This window comes from Methylotenera sp., from assembly GCF_029946165.1.
GTDB lineage: Bacteria > Pseudomonadota > Gammaproteobacteria > Burkholderiales > Methylophilaceae > Methylotenera.
Genome location: NZ_JAQSDZ010000018.1, coordinates 167,565 through 183,812, shown reverse-complemented (window position 1 = coordinate 183,812; position 16,248 = coordinate 167,565). Strand labels below are relative to the sequence as shown.

General features: G+C 42.9%; 13 protein-coding genes. 5 read left to right on the top strand and 8 right to left on the bottom strand.

The annotated features are described in order from the left end of the window. Positions 1-122: 122 nt before the first annotated feature. Positions 123-1,457: an NAD(P)/FAD-dependent oxidoreductase gene (locus PSV17_RS10460; RefSeq protein WP_300482322.1), complete on the top strand. Its 1,335-nt coding sequence runs from the start codon at positions 123-125 to the stop codon at positions 1,455-1,457. 80 nt (positions 1,458-1,537) lie between these two features. Here the strand turns inward: PSV17_RS10460 and lplT are convergent, their stop codons facing one another. The 8 genes from lplT to moaA all read right to left on the bottom strand — a co-directional run bounded on the left by lplT (position 1,538) and on the right by moaA (position 10,226). After that, the gene (lplT, locus tag PSV17_RS10455; RefSeq protein ID WP_300482320.1) at positions 1,538-2,710 is read right to left on the bottom strand and encodes a lysophospholipid transporter LplT; all 1,173 of its coding nucleotides are present in this window, start codon (positions 2,708-2,710) and stop codon (positions 1,538-1,540) included. Between the two features lie 119 nt (positions 2,711-2,829). After that, the gene (locus PSV17_RS10450) at positions 2,830-4,227 is read right to left on the bottom strand and encodes a PhoH family protein (protein ID WP_300482317.1); all 1,398 of its coding nucleotides are present in this window, start codon (positions 4,225-4,227) and stop codon (positions 2,830-2,832) included. Positions 4,228-4,285: 58 nt separating this feature from the next. Then, entirely contained in the window at positions 4,286-4,741 is a 456-nt protein-coding gene (locus tag PSV17_RS10445; protein WP_300482336.1) for a peroxiredoxin, read from the bottom strand. A 152-nt stretch (positions 4,742-4,893) separates the two neighbouring features. Further along, positions 4,894-6,357: a HAMP domain-containing sensor histidine kinase gene (locus PSV17_RS10440; protein ID WP_300482314.1), complete on the bottom strand. Its 1,464-nt coding sequence runs from the start codon at positions 6,355-6,357 to the stop codon at positions 4,894-4,896. A 31-nt stretch (positions 6,358-6,388) separates the two neighbouring features. After that, positions 6,389-7,168, bottom strand: a complete 780-nt coding sequence (locus PSV17_RS10435; RefSeq protein WP_300482312.1) for an energy transducer TonB — start codon at positions 7,166-7,168, stop codon at positions 6,389-6,391. Between the two features lie 107 nt (positions 7,169-7,275). Further along, positions 7,276-8,565 (bottom strand): gephyrin-like molybdotransferase Glp, encoded by a 1,290-nt coding sequence (gene glp / locus PSV17_RS10430; protein ID WP_300482310.1) that lies wholly within the window; start codon positions 8,563-8,565, stop codon positions 7,276-7,278. A gap of 45 nt (positions 8,566-8,610) precedes the next feature. Then, on the bottom strand, positions 8,611-9,192 hold the full coding sequence (mobA, locus tag PSV17_RS10425) for a molybdenum cofactor guanylyltransferase MobA (RefSeq protein ID WP_300482307.1): 582 nt from the start codon (positions 9,190-9,192) through the stop codon (positions 8,611-8,613). A gap of 26 nt (positions 9,193-9,218) precedes the next feature. Further along, positions 9,219-10,226 (bottom strand): GTP 3',8-cyclase MoaA, encoded by a 1,008-nt coding sequence (gene moaA, locus PSV17_RS10420; protein WP_300482333.1) that lies wholly within the window; start codon positions 10,224-10,226, stop codon positions 9,219-9,221. Between the two features lie 115 nt (positions 10,227-10,341). Here moaA and PSV17_RS10415 point away from each other — a divergent pair, with 115 nt between their 5' ends. The 4 genes from PSV17_RS10415 to fdhD all read left to right on the top strand — a co-directional run bounded on the left by PSV17_RS10415 (position 10,342) and on the right by fdhD (position 16,242). Then, positions 10,342-10,821, top strand: a complete 480-nt coding sequence (locus tag PSV17_RS10415) for a formate dehydrogenase subunit gamma (protein WP_300482305.1) — start codon at positions 10,342-10,344, stop codon at positions 10,819-10,821. 1 nt (position 10,822) lies between these two features. Then, on the top strand, positions 10,823-12,400 hold the full coding sequence (locus PSV17_RS10410) for an NADH-quinone oxidoreductase subunit NuoF (protein WP_300482303.1): 1,578 nt from the start codon (positions 10,823-10,825) through the stop codon (positions 12,398-12,400). 21 nt (positions 12,401-12,421) lie between these two features. Further along, entirely contained in the window at positions 12,422-15,325 is a 2,904-nt protein-coding gene (gene fdhF / locus PSV17_RS10405) for a formate dehydrogenase subunit alpha (RefSeq protein ID WP_300482301.1), read from the top strand. Between the two features lie 104 nt (positions 15,326-15,429). Next, positions 15,430-16,242 carry a formate dehydrogenase accessory sulfurtransferase FdhD gene (gene fdhD, locus PSV17_RS10400; protein ID WP_300482299.1) on the top strand — a complete coding sequence of 271 codons (813 nt, stop codon included), beginning with the start codon at positions 15,430-15,432 and terminating at the stop codon, positions 16,240-16,242. Positions 16,243-16,248 lie beyond the last annotated feature (6 nt).

The following is a 16,248-nucleotide window of genomic DNA, read 5'->3' as shown; positions in this document are numbered from 1 at the left end:
CAAAACTTAACCGCAACTGTATCGAATAGAACGGCTATTGTATAATGCAATAGCCGTAATCATTTGTAATACACTTACAGCTTTAGCAGTTTTATATTTAGTTCATCTCAATAAAGGCTCTCTTGAAAAATACTGAAAATAATAAATTACACCACGTAGTGATCGTAGGTGGAGGTGCGGGCGGTCTAGAATTGGCAACTAAACTTGGCGACTCTCTTGGCCGCAAAGGTAAAGCCCTGATTACGCTTATCGATAAGACAAAAACCCATGTTTGGAAACCGCTGCTGCATGAAATTGCAGCTGGAAGCATGGATCCGGACAAGCATGAATTGAATTATCTTGCACAAGCGCATTGGCATCATTTCAAATTTCGTTTAGGCAGCATGGATAATCTTGATAGAGCCAAGCGAGAGATATCGATAGCTCCTTATTTCGACGAAGATGGTGAACAAGTTATCCCGCGTCGCACCGTGCACTATGATACGTTGATTATCGCCGTTGGCAGCACCACGAATGATTTTGGTGTAAAAGGCGCGAGCGAATACTCGATAGCCTTAGATACTCAAGACCAAGCTGAAAAGTTTCATAGGCGCTTACATAATGCCCTTGTGCGTGCGCAAACACAGCTTGCGCCAGTGCAAGCAGGCCAGTTAGAAGTGGTCATCGTGGGCGCAGGCGCTACGGGTGTAGAATTATCAGCTGAATTGCATAATACCACTCGTGAACTTGCCGCTTATGGATTAGATAAAATTGATCCAGACCGAGACATCCAAATATCTTTGATTGAGGCAAACTCTAGGGTGTTACCTGCGCTACCAGCTAAGTTATCTAACTCAGTGGAACTTGAACTCAGCAAGTTAAGAGTGCATCTATACAAAGGGGAGCGCGTTACAGAAGTAACAGAAAAGGGCGTTCATACGCATAGCGGTCGCTTTATTCCTTCTGTGTTAGTCGTGTGGGCAGCAGGTATTAAAGGCCCAGACTTTTTGCATGAAATTGATGGTTTAGAAACTAATCGTATTAATCAGCTTTTAGTGAATCGAACCTTACAAACCACATTAGATGCAAATATTTTTGCATTTGGTGATTGCGCTGCTTGTCCATGGATTGGTCATGCAGGGGAAAATGTGCCTCCGCGTGCGCAAGCTGCACATCAGCAGTCGTCTATGTTGATTAAATCAGTTAAGTCCCGCGTCTCGGGCAAAGCCGAATTGCCAGAATTTAGCTATCGGGATTATGGCTCTTTGGTTAATTTAGGGAGTTACACTACCGTTGGAAACTTAATGGGCTCACTTTCTGGAGGTAGTTTATTTATTGAAGGCTTATTTGCAAGAATAATGTATCAGTCACTCTATAAAATGCATTTGATGGCTCTACATGGTTTCTGGAGTATGGCCTTGCAAACACTAGCCCGTACTATTACCCGACGATCTGAGTCGCAAGTCAAGCTTCATTAGGTATTCAATCAATAAAAAAGGTCGCGTAGGCGACCTTTTTTATTGATTGGCGATTTGATTATCGATTTGTTCGAATTGACTTAGAATTTTGTCTTGGTATGTTTTAAATACAGCTTATAAATAATTGCCATACTGATACTAACAAATGCGCCAAATATGATAATAATTATGTTAATCGGTAAATTCTCATGCACCATCAAAGTATAGATTCCTAACAATACTAGAATGCCAATATTTTCATTAAAATTCTGTACCGCAATGGAATGCCCTGCACCAAGTAAAGTATGTCCTCTATGCTGTAGTAAGGAGTTGAGCGGCACTAAGAAATAGCCCGCTAGAACACCAATACAAAACAACACAACGGCTGCTACTTCGGGTGATTCAACAAATATCATACCCATCACCAAAACTCCCATCAGAATGCCTGCTGGTAAAACCTTTACTGCACTTTCTAACTTTACAAACATGGAAGCTCCAACCGAACCGATGGCAATGCCAACGGCGAGTATGGCGATAAGTTTCGTGGCAGATTGCTCATCTAAGCCTAGTTTTAAACCCGCCCAGCGTAGTACCACAAATTGTAATGTTGCGCCTGCGCCCCAAAATAAAGTGGTCACAGCCAAGGATACTTGACCTTGTGGGTCACGCCAAAGGGTAGTAAAGGCATGCCAAAAATCTTTCATAAGGGAGATTAAATCACGTTTTTGCATTTTGTGATCGATAGGTACTTTCGGAATGTAATAGTTGAAGCCTGCAGCCAGCAAGTAAATAAAGGTGATAACGGCAATTCCGAAATAAGGGTCGTGGGCTGAAATGCTCGAGCCAAAAACTGGTCCTAAAATAATGGCAGTGACAGTAGTGCCTTCCATCCAAGCATTGGCTTTAATCAACTGATAATGAGGCAACATTTCAGTCAAGATGCCGTATTTGGCTGGTGAATACGCCGCAGCCCCAATGCCAACAATGGCGTAGACATATAAAGGTGGCAAGCCAAGTAAAGCTAGCGAGCAACCAAAAAATTTAATGCCATTACTTAAAAACATGACTTTGCCCTTAGGCAGAGCATCAGCGAAGGGGCCTACGAAGGGCGCTAACACTATATAGGCTATGACGAAAAACTCACGCAATAGTGGTTCGTGCCATTCAGGGGCATTTAGTTTTGAAAGTAAGGCGATGCATGCAAATAGTAAAGCGTTATCTGCAACGGCAGATAAGAACTGAGCGATTAGTAGGGTATAGAAACCTCTTGTCATTTCATTCCATTTCTACATCAAAACTGAATTTTCGACTTTGCCACTGATTGTATTTTATTTGTGTGCATAAAGCACAATCAGTGGAGAGCCTATCAATCATGATTGATATATCAATAGAACTATAAAACTTCAGAAGCAAAATCGGCTAAACGAGAGCGTTCACCACGTTGCAAGGTAATGTGACCATTGTGACTCCAGCCCTTAAATCGATCAACCACATAAGTGAGACCAGAACTGCCTTCTGTTAAATAAGGCGTATCAATTTGCGCGATGTTGCCTAAGCAAACTACTTTAGTGCCTGGGCCAGCGCGCGTAATTAATGTTTTCATTTGTTTAGGCGTTAAGTTTTGCGCTTCATCTATGATTAGGAATTTATTTAAAAATGTACGCCCGCGCATAAAATTAAGTGATTTCACTTTGATGCGGCTACGGATTAGATCCTGCGTTGCGGCACGGCCCCACTCACCTGCATCCTCATCACTTTTATTAAGCACCTCTAAATTGTCATCTAGCGCGCCCATCCAAGGACCCATTTTCTCCTCTTCTGTGCCAGGCAGAAAGCCAATATCTTCACCCACAGAAACAGTCACACGCGTCATAATAATTTCAGAATAAATCTTTTTATCAAGCACTTGTGTGAGGGCAGATGCTAATGTGAGCAATGTTTTACCCGTGCCAGCCTGACCTAATAAGCTTACAAAATCTACTTCTGGATCCATTAGTAAATTGAGCGCAAAGTTTTGTTCACGGTTGCGCGCATTAATACCCCAAACATTGTGTTTAGGCTGCGTATGGTCTTGCACTACTTCTAATACTGAACTGTTGCCATCTACGCTGCGCACTAAGGCATGGAATGGTTTTTCATATTCGTAATAGACAAACTCATTGACTAGAAACGATTTACATAAAGGTCCACTAATACGGTAGAACATGCGACCAGCTTCTTGCCATGACTCCATTGCTTTACTGTGATTTTCCCAGAAGTCAGCAGGTAATTCCTTCATGCCCGTGTATAAAAGATCGCTATCTTCAAGCACTTTGTCATTAAAGTAATCTTCCGCAGGCATGCCCATAGCGCGGGCTTTAATACGGATGTTAATGTCTTTACTGACAAGAATAACCTGACGTTCTGGCTGACTTTTTTGCAGATCAAGTACTACGGCTAGAATCTGATTGTCGGCCTTAAGTCCAGCGAGCCCTGGCAGTTCAGTGGTTACTTGCAGTGTTTGTATAAATAAACGCCCCGTGAGATGGCGATTGCCGTTCACATTTAATGGACAACCTAACTCAAGATTGGTTAAGTCTGTACCTACAATCTCTTCTAAATTTCGGCTTGCTTGACGGGCATTGCGGGCAACTTCAGTAAGTCCTTTTTTGTTGTTATCAAGCTCTTCCAATGTCACCATCGGCAGAAAAATGTCATGTTCTTCAAAGCGAAATAAGCTAGAAGGATCGTGTATCAATACGTTGGTATCAAGTACGAAAAGCTTGGTAGCATTTAGCGATTTTTTTGCCATTACATTCTTTCTTATTTGAGAGTTAAATGAATTTAGGGAATTTAATAAAGCAATAGGTTTAAATAGTCTTTATGAAATTAAGAACTTCAGTGGCATGGCCTTCCACCTTTACGCCGCGCCACTCTTTGATAAGCGTACCACTTTTATCAATAATAAACGTACTGCGTTCAACACCGCGTACTTGTTTGCCATACATATTTTTCATTTTCATGACGCCAAATATCGTACAGGCAAGCTCTTCAGTATCCCCCAGTAGCTCAAAGGGGAAGCTGAATTTAGCTTTAAAATTCTCATGTGACTTTAAGCTATCTCTGGAAATGCCAAAAATCTCAGTATTCAGATTCTGAAAGTCTGCATAAGCGTCTCTGAATTGTATGCCTTGAGTGGTGCAGCCTGGGGTTGAATCTTTGGGGTAAAAGTAGAGAACTAGATTTTTACCGAGAAATTGGGATAACTGAAAAGTCACACCGCTGGTAGCGGGTAACTGGAAATCTGGCACTGCTTTGTCGAGTATTAGTGTATCTGTCATATTGTCTACCTCCATTGTTGATAAAAAGCCTGAAATAGGCAATAGGATATGCAAAGAATTATCAATATTTAGCGGTAATTTGATAATTAAATATTGATTGGTTTTAGATTTGTACTAATGAGTTTTGAATAAGGGCTTTAATTTACAGATAGGTTTAAAACTTTAGGCAGTAGAATAGTGATCGCTGTTCCGCTTTCAGGACGTGCTTCATATTTTAATTCACCCGCTAATACATCACAAACTTTAAAAGCAAATGGGATGCCGATACCAGTACCAAATCTTTTGGTTGTGGGCGCGCTCATGGCGCTAGGATCTGGCGTAAATGGCATGCCGCAGCCTTGGTCTAACAATGAAAAGGTGTATTTCGACGGTGCTTCTTTTAGCAGTATTTCAATTGTGCTGCTTTTACTTGAAGCATCAATCGCATTTAATATTAAGTTATAAATAACTTGTTCGAGTAAATGTTGGTCCGTGAATATGGCAGTTTTTTTAGGCCAGTTTGGCAAAATCAAATGAATCGATTTATCTCTTATTTTTTGTTGTAGCGGCGCCAGTGCACCATTGATGATTTCTTGCATACTAGTGTGCTCTGGCTGAGGTTTTAACGGCAATAAATAAGCCAGTAGCGCGCCTGTCCAGCGCTCTAACCTATCTACGGTATCAATAATGCCGCGTAATGATAAGCGCGTTTCTGCATCATGCTCAGGATCATCCATCACCTGAGCGGTAGCACGTATGCTCGCTAATGGATTTCGAATGTTATGTGCGAGCATCGGTACCAATAGGCCTTGCGCGGCTTGTTTTTCAGTGCGTACTAGTGTTTCTTGGCTAATGGCTAATTTATCAGCCATTTCATTAATGGCGTTAGATACAGCGGCTAATTCCACAATACCTACTTCTGGAGCCTTGTGTGTAAGATTGCCCGCACTTATCTCAGAAGTGGCTTTTAATACATTATCGAGTGGTTTTACAATAGCCCGCTTAAGAAATATTCGTGAGAACAAGAGTAGCAGTATTGCAAGCACTAAAGGAATAATCAGTAATATTACGGATGTTCGCTTACTTGTTTTAAGCTGGCCCTCAAGTTCAAATTGTTTTTGATTGAGTAGCTTCTCAGTACGAGCGAGTATTTCCTCATAACGTTTAAATAACCCAGTTTCAATTTCGGTATTGAGTGCATGTTTTACAGAGTCGCTTTTGGTTGCTCGGTATTGGTCAAATAGCATGGGAGTTTCAATCACGAATTTTTTGTAATTCTCATGCAGATCATTAATAGCAGCTTTTTCAGCCTCGCTCACAGTGATTTTTTTTAACTGTACAAAATGTGCTTCAACTGTAATGGTGAAGTTGTCGTACTCTGCACGCGCACTTGAGTCATCTAGAAAATAGGCATCAAATAACTCTTTCATTTGACGATATAAATCTCCACGCGTTTGTTGTACTTCACTAACGAGTGAGCTTATTCGGCTAGCCTCTTGACTTGATTTCTCCCATAAGTGAATACCTATGGCGCCAGCCATTGCAGCCAATATGATGAGTAAAATGAATGCAAGCTCATGAATTAGTAGTAAATCTTTTAGGGATTTGTTTTTTTTAATCATGCTAGAAAGTGAATGTGGTATGCCTTGAAAACTACTGTTCTTGAAGTTTAAATGGGATAGGCACTTTAATGCTGAAGTTACTGCCGCGAAGGGCTTCTGGTGGAGCAGGGAATGGGGCGGCTTTTTCAACCATTTCTAAAGCTTGTTTATCTAAACTCTCAAAACCGCTTGATTGAATGATTTTTTTTGATTTTAGTTTTCCATTGCCATCAAGAAGTAACTCGACAATAGCTTCACCCTCCCAACCGCGTATTTGCGCAATGCGAGGGTATTGCTTGTATTTGCTAATTGCCCCCCATAAAGTACTGCCATACCTAGCATTTGCATCATTAACTTCATCTTGGCTTGGTGCAGGGGTTTTTGGCGGCTCAGGTATTACCACAGGTACAGGTGGCATGGGGGATGGAGCTGAGTCTACTTTAGGTGTGGCTGCAATAATTTCTGTTTGAGGGGGCGCAGTTGACGGTGGAGGTGGCGTTATAGGCGAGGGTTCATTTTTTACCACGGACGGTGTAGGTAAAGGTTTTGTGATTGGTTTTGGCTCAGGCTTAGGCTCTATTTTTGGTTTAATTGGTTCAGGCTCAGCTTTTGCAGGCTCGGGTATTGCAACGGGGGCTGGTTCAGATTTTTTAGTTAACTCAACAGTTAACACAACTGGTTTTTTAACCGCATCGAACTCAATATTGGGAATAATAAATGCAAGCAAAACATGCAATAAAATCGAGCTGAAAATCGCCCATATAAGCGTATTGCTATTAGGATTGATTGCACCAGATTGACTGTGATTGGAATGATTGATTACGATGTTCAAAGACAAAAATATTCCAAATAGTTAATAAGATGATAATCTAGAATCGCTAAAGGATTTTAAATTAACTGAAAATTATACAACAAGCGGGCTAGGAATTTGAAAAGCAATTAAATCAGCCCATCCATGACTTGCACTTTTACTAAAGTGCCTGCATCTAAGTTACCAATTGACTCGTCGAGAACAATAAAACAGTTGGCTAATGACATTGAGCTTAAAATGGCCGAACCTTGAGCGCCAGACGGTTTAACTTTCCATAATCCATCGCTATCAGCAAATAATATGCCGCGCTGAAATTCCGTACGTCCAGTTTGTTTTTTAATATTTTCGGTGCAGATTACATTGAATGTCGGTAGTGGTGTTGGGTTAATTTGTCCCATTAATATCAGCAAGGCCTCGCGAACAAATTGATAAAACGTAACCATCACCGCTACTGGGTTGCCTGGTAAGCCGAAATAATTTGCATGCTTGTCTTTACTTGATTGAATTTTTCCATAAGCTAGAGGGCGTCCTGGCTTCATCGCAACCTTCCAAAACATGACTTCACCATGTTTAGCTAGTAACTGCTTCATATAGTCCGCCTCACCTACAGAAACACCACCACTCGTTATGACCACATCGACTTGCATGGCAGCGTTAAGCAAAGTTTTTTCAAGCAGTTCGGGGTCATCAGCAATTGCGCCCATATCGATAATCTCTGCGCCAAGACGGCTTAGCATGCCGTAAAGTGTATAACGGTTGCTGTCGTAGACTTGACCTTCTTGCAAGGGCTTACCAATACTGGCTAACTCATCGCCTGTAGAGAAAAAAGCCACTTTTAGCTTACGATATACACTCACTTCGCCAATACCAAGCGAGGCGATTAAACCTAAATCAGCCGCACGTATCATGTGACCAACAGGCAATACGGTTTTGCCTAATTGCAAATCCTCCCCTGCGTAGCGCACGTTCGCTTTAGGTTTTGGCGCTTCGGAAAATTGAATTAAGTCGCCGTTCACAGTTACCCGTTCCTGCACGATAACGGTATCTGCGCCTTTAGGCATCATGCCGCCAGTCATAATACGTACACATTCTCCAGCTTGAATGCCGCCTACAAATGCTTTGCCAGCAAAGGCTGACCCGATTACTTTTAGTTCGGTTGACTTGTTAATGTCTGCAGAATTGAACGCGTAACCATCCATTGCTGAATTGTCGTAATTTGGTACATTGGCAGGCGATAATATATCTGCTGCGATTACACGGCCTAAACTTTCGCGAATCGGTAAAACCTCAGTCGTGGTGATTGGGGTTAAAAACTGTTTGATGAACTGCCGCGCTTTAGCTACTGGCATGGAGTTTGGATCATAGTCATCCATGCAGCTGGGGTTGGAAATGATTTCAGATAGTGAAGTGACTGTCATTTTTAAAGCTCATTTTTTATATTTTTATGTTAATAGTTAGTTGTTTTAAGTTAACTTTAGTTCTAATGCTGCTAAATCTTCAAACGTATTTAAGTTTGTAAAAGCTTCGTTGCAATCACTAAAATCTACTTCAATGTATTGCTGGCTTTTTTGCCACGCGCTCACACGGCGCTCACCTTGCTGTAGATATTCGGTAAGAGAAGGCAGCACAGTTTTTTTACACAAACTAAATACAGGATGAGAGTTACCGTCACTAGTGGCTACGGCAATCTCTGCCTTATTTTCAATTAGAGCTGCCATTAGGCGTTGGGCTAAGTCCAGCGGTAATAAAGGTGAATCACATGGTACGGTTAGTAAATAGTCATATTTGGCGTGCTGCAAGCCCAAACTGAATCCAGCAAGAGGCCCTAGAAAGTCTTCTACTTCATCTTGCAGTACGGAGTAGCCAAAAGCTTGGTAGGAAGGAAGCTCTCGATTAGCATTGATGAGTATTTCATCCACTTGGGGTGTTAAGCGGTTAATCACATGCTGAATCAAAGGTTTCTGTTGTAAAGGGACTAAGCCTTTATCTACCCCATTCATACGGGTAGCGCGGCCGCCTGAGAGGATAATTGCTGAAATGGACATGAGTGAATTATTTAAAGGTTGAAGTATTAACCGCCCGTGTGCGACATAAACCGAATCACCGCAGGCTCTGCACGACGTAAATCAAAGTCATGACCTTTGGGTTTGATTGTCATGCTGGCTAGAATAGCATCAATAATCGCTTGGTCATCATTAGGGTTTGCACGTAAAAGCGGCATCAAATCAACTTTATCTTCTTGGCCTAAACATAAGTAAAGTTCGCCTTTGCAGGTAATGCGTACGCGGTTACAGCTTTCGCAAAAGTTATGACTATGCGGTGAAATAAATCCAATTTTGGTATTAGTATTCGCTACTCGCCAATAACGAGCGGGACCGCCAGTTGTTTCAGTACTAGCGATAAGTGGGTACTCACTTTGGAGTATTTTAAGTGTATCTTCGTTACTGCAAAATGTTGACTCTCTTGTGTGGTCTACTTCGCCTAAAGGCATTTCTTCAATGAATGAAATATCGATTGCTTCATCGATAGCAAATTTGACTAATGACAATGCTTCGTCATCATTTACGCCGCGCATGAGTACCGTGTTTAATTTGATATTCTCGAAGCCCGCTTGTTTGGCTGCTTGTATACCGCGCAACACTTTATCAAGTTCGCCAGTGCGCGTAATTTTCTTAAAGCGCTCGGAATTAAGGCTGTCTACGCTAATGTTAATGCGTTTCACGCCTGCATTTTTTAGATCTTGTGCTTGCTTCTCTAGCTGGCTGCCATTGGTAGTAAGTACTAACTCATTGAGTCCTTTAAGTTTGCCGACTTGTTCAAAAAGCCATAATGCATTTTTACGGACCAAGGGTTCGCCGCCTGTAATACGCACTTTGCTTACGCCTAAATCTACAAATATTTTAACGAGTCGCGCACACTCCTCAAGACTTAATACTTCCTCGCGCGGTAAAAATATCATGTCTTCTGACATACAATACACGCAACGAAAATCGCAGCGGTCTGTAATAGATAGGCGAATGTAATCTACCGTGCGACCAAATTGGTCTATCAGTTTTTTTTGCGGTTGTTGAGTAAGCATTTTTGAAGAATTAAGCACTTTTTTAGCCATTGCTTGTCGAATTGGTAACGATTTAACAAGTGTATTATACTAATGCGTATATGAATATAATGTTAGATGTTTTGGAGAGAATAAGTTGCAAGATTTAGAAACAAAACAAGATTTAGATGTCAAAATAGATGCATTAATTAGTCAACATCAACACCTGCCTGGTGCACTCATGCCATTGCTACATGCCATTCAGGATGATATTGGCTATGTGCCCGAATCTTCTTATTCTCAGATTGGTAGGGCGCTGAGTCTATCGGTGGCTGAGGTACATGGTGTGGTGACTTTTTATCATCACTTTCGTACGCACAAGCCAGGACGTCATGTGATGCAAATTTGCCGTGCCGAATCTTGCCAAGCGATGGGTTCTGAAGCATTGGAAGCGCATGCTAAAAAGTGTTTGAATGTGGATTATCACCAAACGACTTCTGATGATGCGATTACGCTCGAAGCGGTATATTGCCTTGGTAATTGCGCGCTTTCGCCGAATGTCATGATGGATGAGGAAGTATATGGGCGTGTTTCTGCTGAAGATTTAGATGCATTGATTGCAGAGGCAAAGGCTTAAAATGACAACAAAAGTATATATTCCCCGCGACTCAAGCGCACTTTCAATGGGCGCTGAAAAGGTTGCTGCTGCAATAGCGCTGGAAGCAAACAAACGCGGTTTAGAAATAACAATTATCCGTAATGGCTCTCGTGGACTTTATTGGCTAGAAACAATGGTAGAAGTAGCCACAGACCAAGGTCGAGTTGCTTATGGCCCCGTTAAGGTCAATGACGTCTCTTCATTATTTGATGCGGATTTTTTAAACGCTCTATCGTTAAATGCAAAGACTCACCCTTTAAGCTTAGGTTTAACCGAAGAGATTGATTGGTTAAAAAAACAACAGCGCTTAACATTTGCGCGCGTGGGCATTACCGACCCAGTTTCTTTAGATGATTACATTGCGCACGATGGCTATAAAGGTCTTAAGAAAGCGCTTACGCTATCAGGCGCTGAAATTGTTAAAGCAGTCACAGATTCAGGCCTGCGTGGTCGCGGTGGTGCGGCTTTCCCAACGGGCATTAAATGGAATACCGTTTTAGGCTGCAAATCAGATCAAAAATACATTGTTTGCAATGCTGATGAGGGCGACTCAGGTACTTTCTCAGACCGTATGATTATGGAAGATGACCCGTTTGTGCTGATTGAAGGCATGACGATTGCGGGTATTGCCGTAGGTGCAACACAAGGTTACATTTATCTGCGTAGTGAGTACCCACATGCGCTTAAAGCTTTGAATGAAGCGATTGCTAAGGCAGAGGCTGCTGGTTATCTAGGCGAAAATATTTGTGGTTCAACACATACTTTTAACTTAGAAGTTCGTCGCGCAGCTGGTGCGTATGTGTGTGGTGAAGAAACTTCATTACTTGAAAGCTTAGAAGGTAAACGTGGTCTAGTACGATTTAAACCACCACTACCAGCGATTGAAGGTTTGTTTGGCAAACCAACTGTTGTGAATAATGTCATATCATTGGCGACTGTGCCGATTATTTTAGATATGGGTGCGCAATTTTACGCAGATTACGGCATGGGTCGCTCACGTGGTACTTTGCCAATTCAGTTGGCGGGTAATTTAAAACATGGCGGGCTTGTAGAACTTGCCTTTGGCATTACTCTGCGGGAACTGCTTTACGATTATGGTGGTGGTTCAGCGACTGGTAAGCCGATTCGCGCCGTGCAAGTCGGCGGGCCATTAGGTGCATTTCTACCAGAAAGCCAATTCGACACCCCCTTAGATTACGAAGCGTTTAGCAGTATTTGGGCGGTGGTCGGTCATGGCGGTATTGTCGCATTTGATGATACGGTTGATATGGCTAAAATGGCACGTTACGCATTTGAATTCTGCGCGATTGAGTCATGCGGAAAATGTACGCCTTGTCGCATAGGTGCAGTCCGTGGTGCCGAAGTAATGGATAAAATCATTGCAGGCACAGACACGGTTAAAAACATAAAATTAGTGCGCGATCTGAGCGATACGATGTTGAATGGTTCGCTATGCGCACTGGGCGGCATGACGCCATATCCAGTGTTGAGCGCAATGAACCACTTTGCAGAAGATTTTGAATCAAGACAAGCTATTAAGGCTAACGCCACAACTTAAGTTGTGTGCAGGAGACAAACCATGGACGACATTAAATATAGCAGTACACATCATCAACATGAGCATAGCCGCACTAATTACGATGATCAATTAGATTATGGTACGCCTGCGAGTAATTCAGACGTTCAAGTAACGTTGATGATTGATGACAGAGAAATCACAGTGCCAGAAGGCACGTCAATTATGCGTGCGTCGATTATGGCGGGCATTAACGTGCCGAAACTCTGTGCTACAGATTCCTTAGAGCCTTTTGGTTCATGCCGTTTGTGTGTGGTAGAGATTGAAGGCCGTCGTGGTTATCCCGCTTCATGTACCACGCCTGTGGCAGAGGGTTTAAAAGTACACACGCAAACGCCAAAACTGGCAGATATTCGTCGCGGTACGATGGAATTGTATATTTCAGACCATCCGCTAGATTGCTTAACATGCGCGACTAACGGTGATTGCGAATTGCAAGATATGGCTGGCGCAGTTGGGCTGCGTGAAGTGCGTTATGGTTACGAAGGTGAAAACCATCTGAAAGCCGCAAAAGATGAAAGTAATCCATATTTCACCTTTGATCCAAGTAAATGTATCGTTTGCTCACGTTGCGTACGCGCTTGCGAAGAAACGCAAGGTACGTTTGCGTTAACAATCTCAGGTCGTGGCTTTGAATCAAAAGTAGCCGCTGGCGTGACTGATTTTATGAACTCAGAATGTGTGTCTTGTGGTGCTTGTGTACAAGCTTGCCCCACGGCAACATTGATTGAAAAAACGGTGATTGATCACGGTGTGCCTGAACACAGCGTAACAACAACCTGTGCTTATTGCGGCGTTGGTTGTTCATTTGATGCTGAAATGAAAGGCGAAGAAGTTATTCGCATGGTGCCGAATAAAAATGGTGGTGCAAACCACGGACATTCATGCGTAAAAGGTCGTTTTGCATGGGGTTATGCAACACATAAAGACCGCATCACTACGCCAATGATACGTAAAAGTATTCACGATGAATGGCAACAAGTGAGCTGGGATGAAGCATTTAGTTATGCCGCAAGTGAAATTACCCGTATTCAAGCGAAGTATGGCAAAGCCTCTGTGGGCGGAATCACATCGTCACGCTGTACCAATGAAGAAGTTTATGTCGTGCAGAAATTAGTACGTGCCGTATTCGGTGTCAACAACGTTGATACTTGCGCTCGTGTTTGTCATAGCCCAACAGGCTATGGTTTAAAACAAACAATAGGTGAATCAGCTGGTACGCAAACCTTTGACTCTGTTATGCAGTCAGATGTAATTTTTGTGATTGGTGCTAATCCTACCGATGGTCACCCAGTGTTTGCTTCACAAATGAAACGTCGTTTACGCGAAGGTGCAAAACTGATTATTGCCGACCCGCGTGCGATTGATTTGGTGAATTCTCCTCACGTTAAAGCAGACCATCACCTTAAATTACAACCTGGTACTAACGTGGCATTAATTTCTGCTATTGCCCACGTGATTGTAACTGAAGGCTTGGTCAATGAGGCATTTGTAAAAGAGCGTTGCGAGTGGGATTCATTTGTAGAATGGCGCGATTTTGTTGCACTTCCACAAAACTCACCTGAAGTATTAGGTTTAGCAATGGGCGTGCCAGCTGAGGAATTACGTGCAGCGGCAAGGTTATATGCCACTGGTGGCAATGCAGCTATATATTATGGCTTGGGCGTTACCGAGCATAGCCAAGGTTCTACCATGGTGATGGGTATTGCCAACTTGGCAATGGCAACCGCTAACATTGGCCGCGAAGGCGTGGGCGTTAATCCATTACGAGGTCAAAATAACGTGCAAGGTTCATGCGACATGGGTTCTATGCCGCACGAATATCCAGGTTATCGTCATGTGTCAGATGAAGCTACTCGTACGCTATTTGAAGGTGCTTGGGGTCGACCACTAAGTAATGATCCTGGTTTACGTATCCCCAATATGCTAGATAATGCGATAGAAGGCAGCTTTAAAGCGATTTACTGCGTTGGTGAAGATATTGTGCAGTCTGACCCTAATACACAACATGTAACGCATGCGCTAGAGAATATGGAATGCGTCATCGTGCAAGATTTATTCTTGAATGAGACTGCAATGTTTGCGCACGTATTCTTCCCAGGTGCATCGTTCTTAGAAAAGAGCGGTACGTTTACCAATGCAGAGCGCCGTATTTCGCCCGTGCGCCGCGTGATGACACCAAAGAATGGTATGGAAGATTGGGAAGTGACGGCTAAGTTCTCAAATGCGCTGGGCTATCCTATGGAGTACAAGCATGCCTCTGAAATTATGGATGAAGTGGCAAGCTTAACCCCAACATTTAAAGGCGTGAGCTTCCAAAAACTAGACGAGTTGGGCAGCATTCAATGGCCATGTAACGACGAGATGCCAACTGGTACGCCAACCATGCATATCGACGAGTTTGTGCGTGGTAAAGGTAAATTCTTCGTGACGCAATATGTGGCGACCACTGAAAAAGTAACGCCTAAATTCCCACTGATTTTAACAACTGGTCGTATCCTTTCCCAATACAACGTAGGCGCACAAACACGCCGTACTAAAAACGTGGCTTGGCACAGCGAAGATATTGTGGAAATTCATCCGCATGATGCAGCAGAACGCGGCATTAGCGAAGGTGATTGGGTAGGTATCGCTAGCCGTGCAGGTGAAACTGTATTACGTGTAAAAATTACCGAGCGTGTGCAACCTGGCGTGATTTACACCACGTTCCACCATCCAGAGTCTGGTGCAAACGTAATTACGACTGATAACTCAGATTGGGCAACGAACTGTCCTGAGTTCAAGGTCACAGCGGTACAAGTGACGCGCGTGAATCAACTTTCTGACTGGCAGCAACATTACCAAACCTTTAGTGAAGCACAGTTGGCGTTTGCTGGTCAGGATTTAGAAGCTGCAAAAATTGACTAATTTCAATCTGCATTCAAACCGATACGTTGTTGCACCTCCTTGCCGTGCCTATTGCACTGTGCAGCAATACGCCGTCTCGATTTGATTGCAACTTGAAATAAACCATGCAAAGTAAGGTTTTAGATGTGCCTTTAAGCACATTTAATGTAACTCGATGGCGTGAAGGTGCTATCCAAAGTGCACAAGATTGTTTAGCAGAAGAGACGCCAGTAGCATTGATTTACAATGGCGTTTCGCATGCGGTGATGTTAGCTACCGCACAGGATTTAGAAGATTTTGCACTTGGTTTTTCGCTTAGCGAAGGTATCGTGCAAAGTGCTAGTGAGCTATATGGTATAGAAGTACAGGTGCAAGATAACGGCATAGAGTTACACTGTGAAATTGCTAGTGAACGTTTTATGCAACTTAAAGAGCGGCGCCGCACATTAGCGGGTAAAACTGGCTGTGGATTATGTGGAGCTGAAAATTTAGCGCAAGCGATGCGTTATCCAGCGTCATTAAATACACAGCGCAGGTTTAATGCAACAGCTATAGTGACTGGTTTACAAGCAATTCAGGCGCAGCAAAAGTTGCAACAGCAAACAGGCGCAACCCATGCAAGTGCTTATGTACAAGCAGATGGCAAGTTAAGTTTGGTTCGTGAAGATGTCGGCAGACATAATGCGTTAGATAAATTGGTGGGTGCGCTAGCAAAACAACAGTTTGATAGAACTGGCTTCATTATCACCACCAGTCGTGCAAGTTTTGAAATGGTGCAAAAAACCGCCAGTGCTGGTGTGAGTATGCTAGTCGCGGTTTCAGCACCAACAGGTTTAGCTGTGCGAGTGGCTGAACAATGCGGTTTAACCTTAGTAGGTTTTGCAAGAGAAAGTCGGTATGTTGTTTACAGTCATGCTGACAATATTATGAATGAGTAAGATTAG

What these genes read in the sequence shown, in the direction of transcription:
- PSV17_RS10440 (WP_300482314.1), bottom strand. Translation starts at nt 6,357, where the DNA reads ATGATTAAAAAAAACAAATCCCTAAAAGATTTACTACTAATTCATGAG.
- moaA (WP_300482333.1), bottom strand. Translation starts at nt 10,226, where the DNA reads ATGCTTACTCAACAACCGCAAAAAAAACTGATAGACCAATTTGGTCGC.
- glp (WP_300482310.1), bottom strand. Translation starts at nt 8,565, where the DNA reads ATGACAGTCACTTCACTATCTGAAATCATTTCCAACCCCAGCTGCATG.
- fdhD (WP_300482299.1), top strand. Translation starts at nt 15,430, where the DNA reads ATGCAAAGTAAGGTTTTAGATGTGCCTTTAAGCACATTTAATGTAACT.
- mobA (WP_300482307.1), bottom strand. Translation starts at nt 9,192, where the DNA reads ATGTCCATTTCAGCAATTATCCTCTCAGGCGGCCGCGCTACCCGTATG.
- PSV17_RS10450 (WP_300482317.1), bottom strand. Translation starts at nt 4,227, where the DNA reads ATGGCAAAAAAATCGCTAAATGCTACCAAGCTTTTCGTACTTGATACC.
- fdhF (WP_300482301.1), top strand. Translation starts at nt 12,422, where the DNA reads ATGGACGACATTAAATATAGCAGTACACATCATCAACATGAGCATAGC.
- lplT (WP_300482320.1), bottom strand. Translation starts at nt 2,710, where the DNA reads ATGACAAGAGGTTTCTATACCCTACTAATCGCTCAGTTCTTATCTGCC.
- PSV17_RS10410 (WP_300482303.1), top strand. Translation starts at nt 10,823, where the DNA reads ATGACAACAAAAGTATATATTCCCCGCGACTCAAGCGCACTTTCAATG.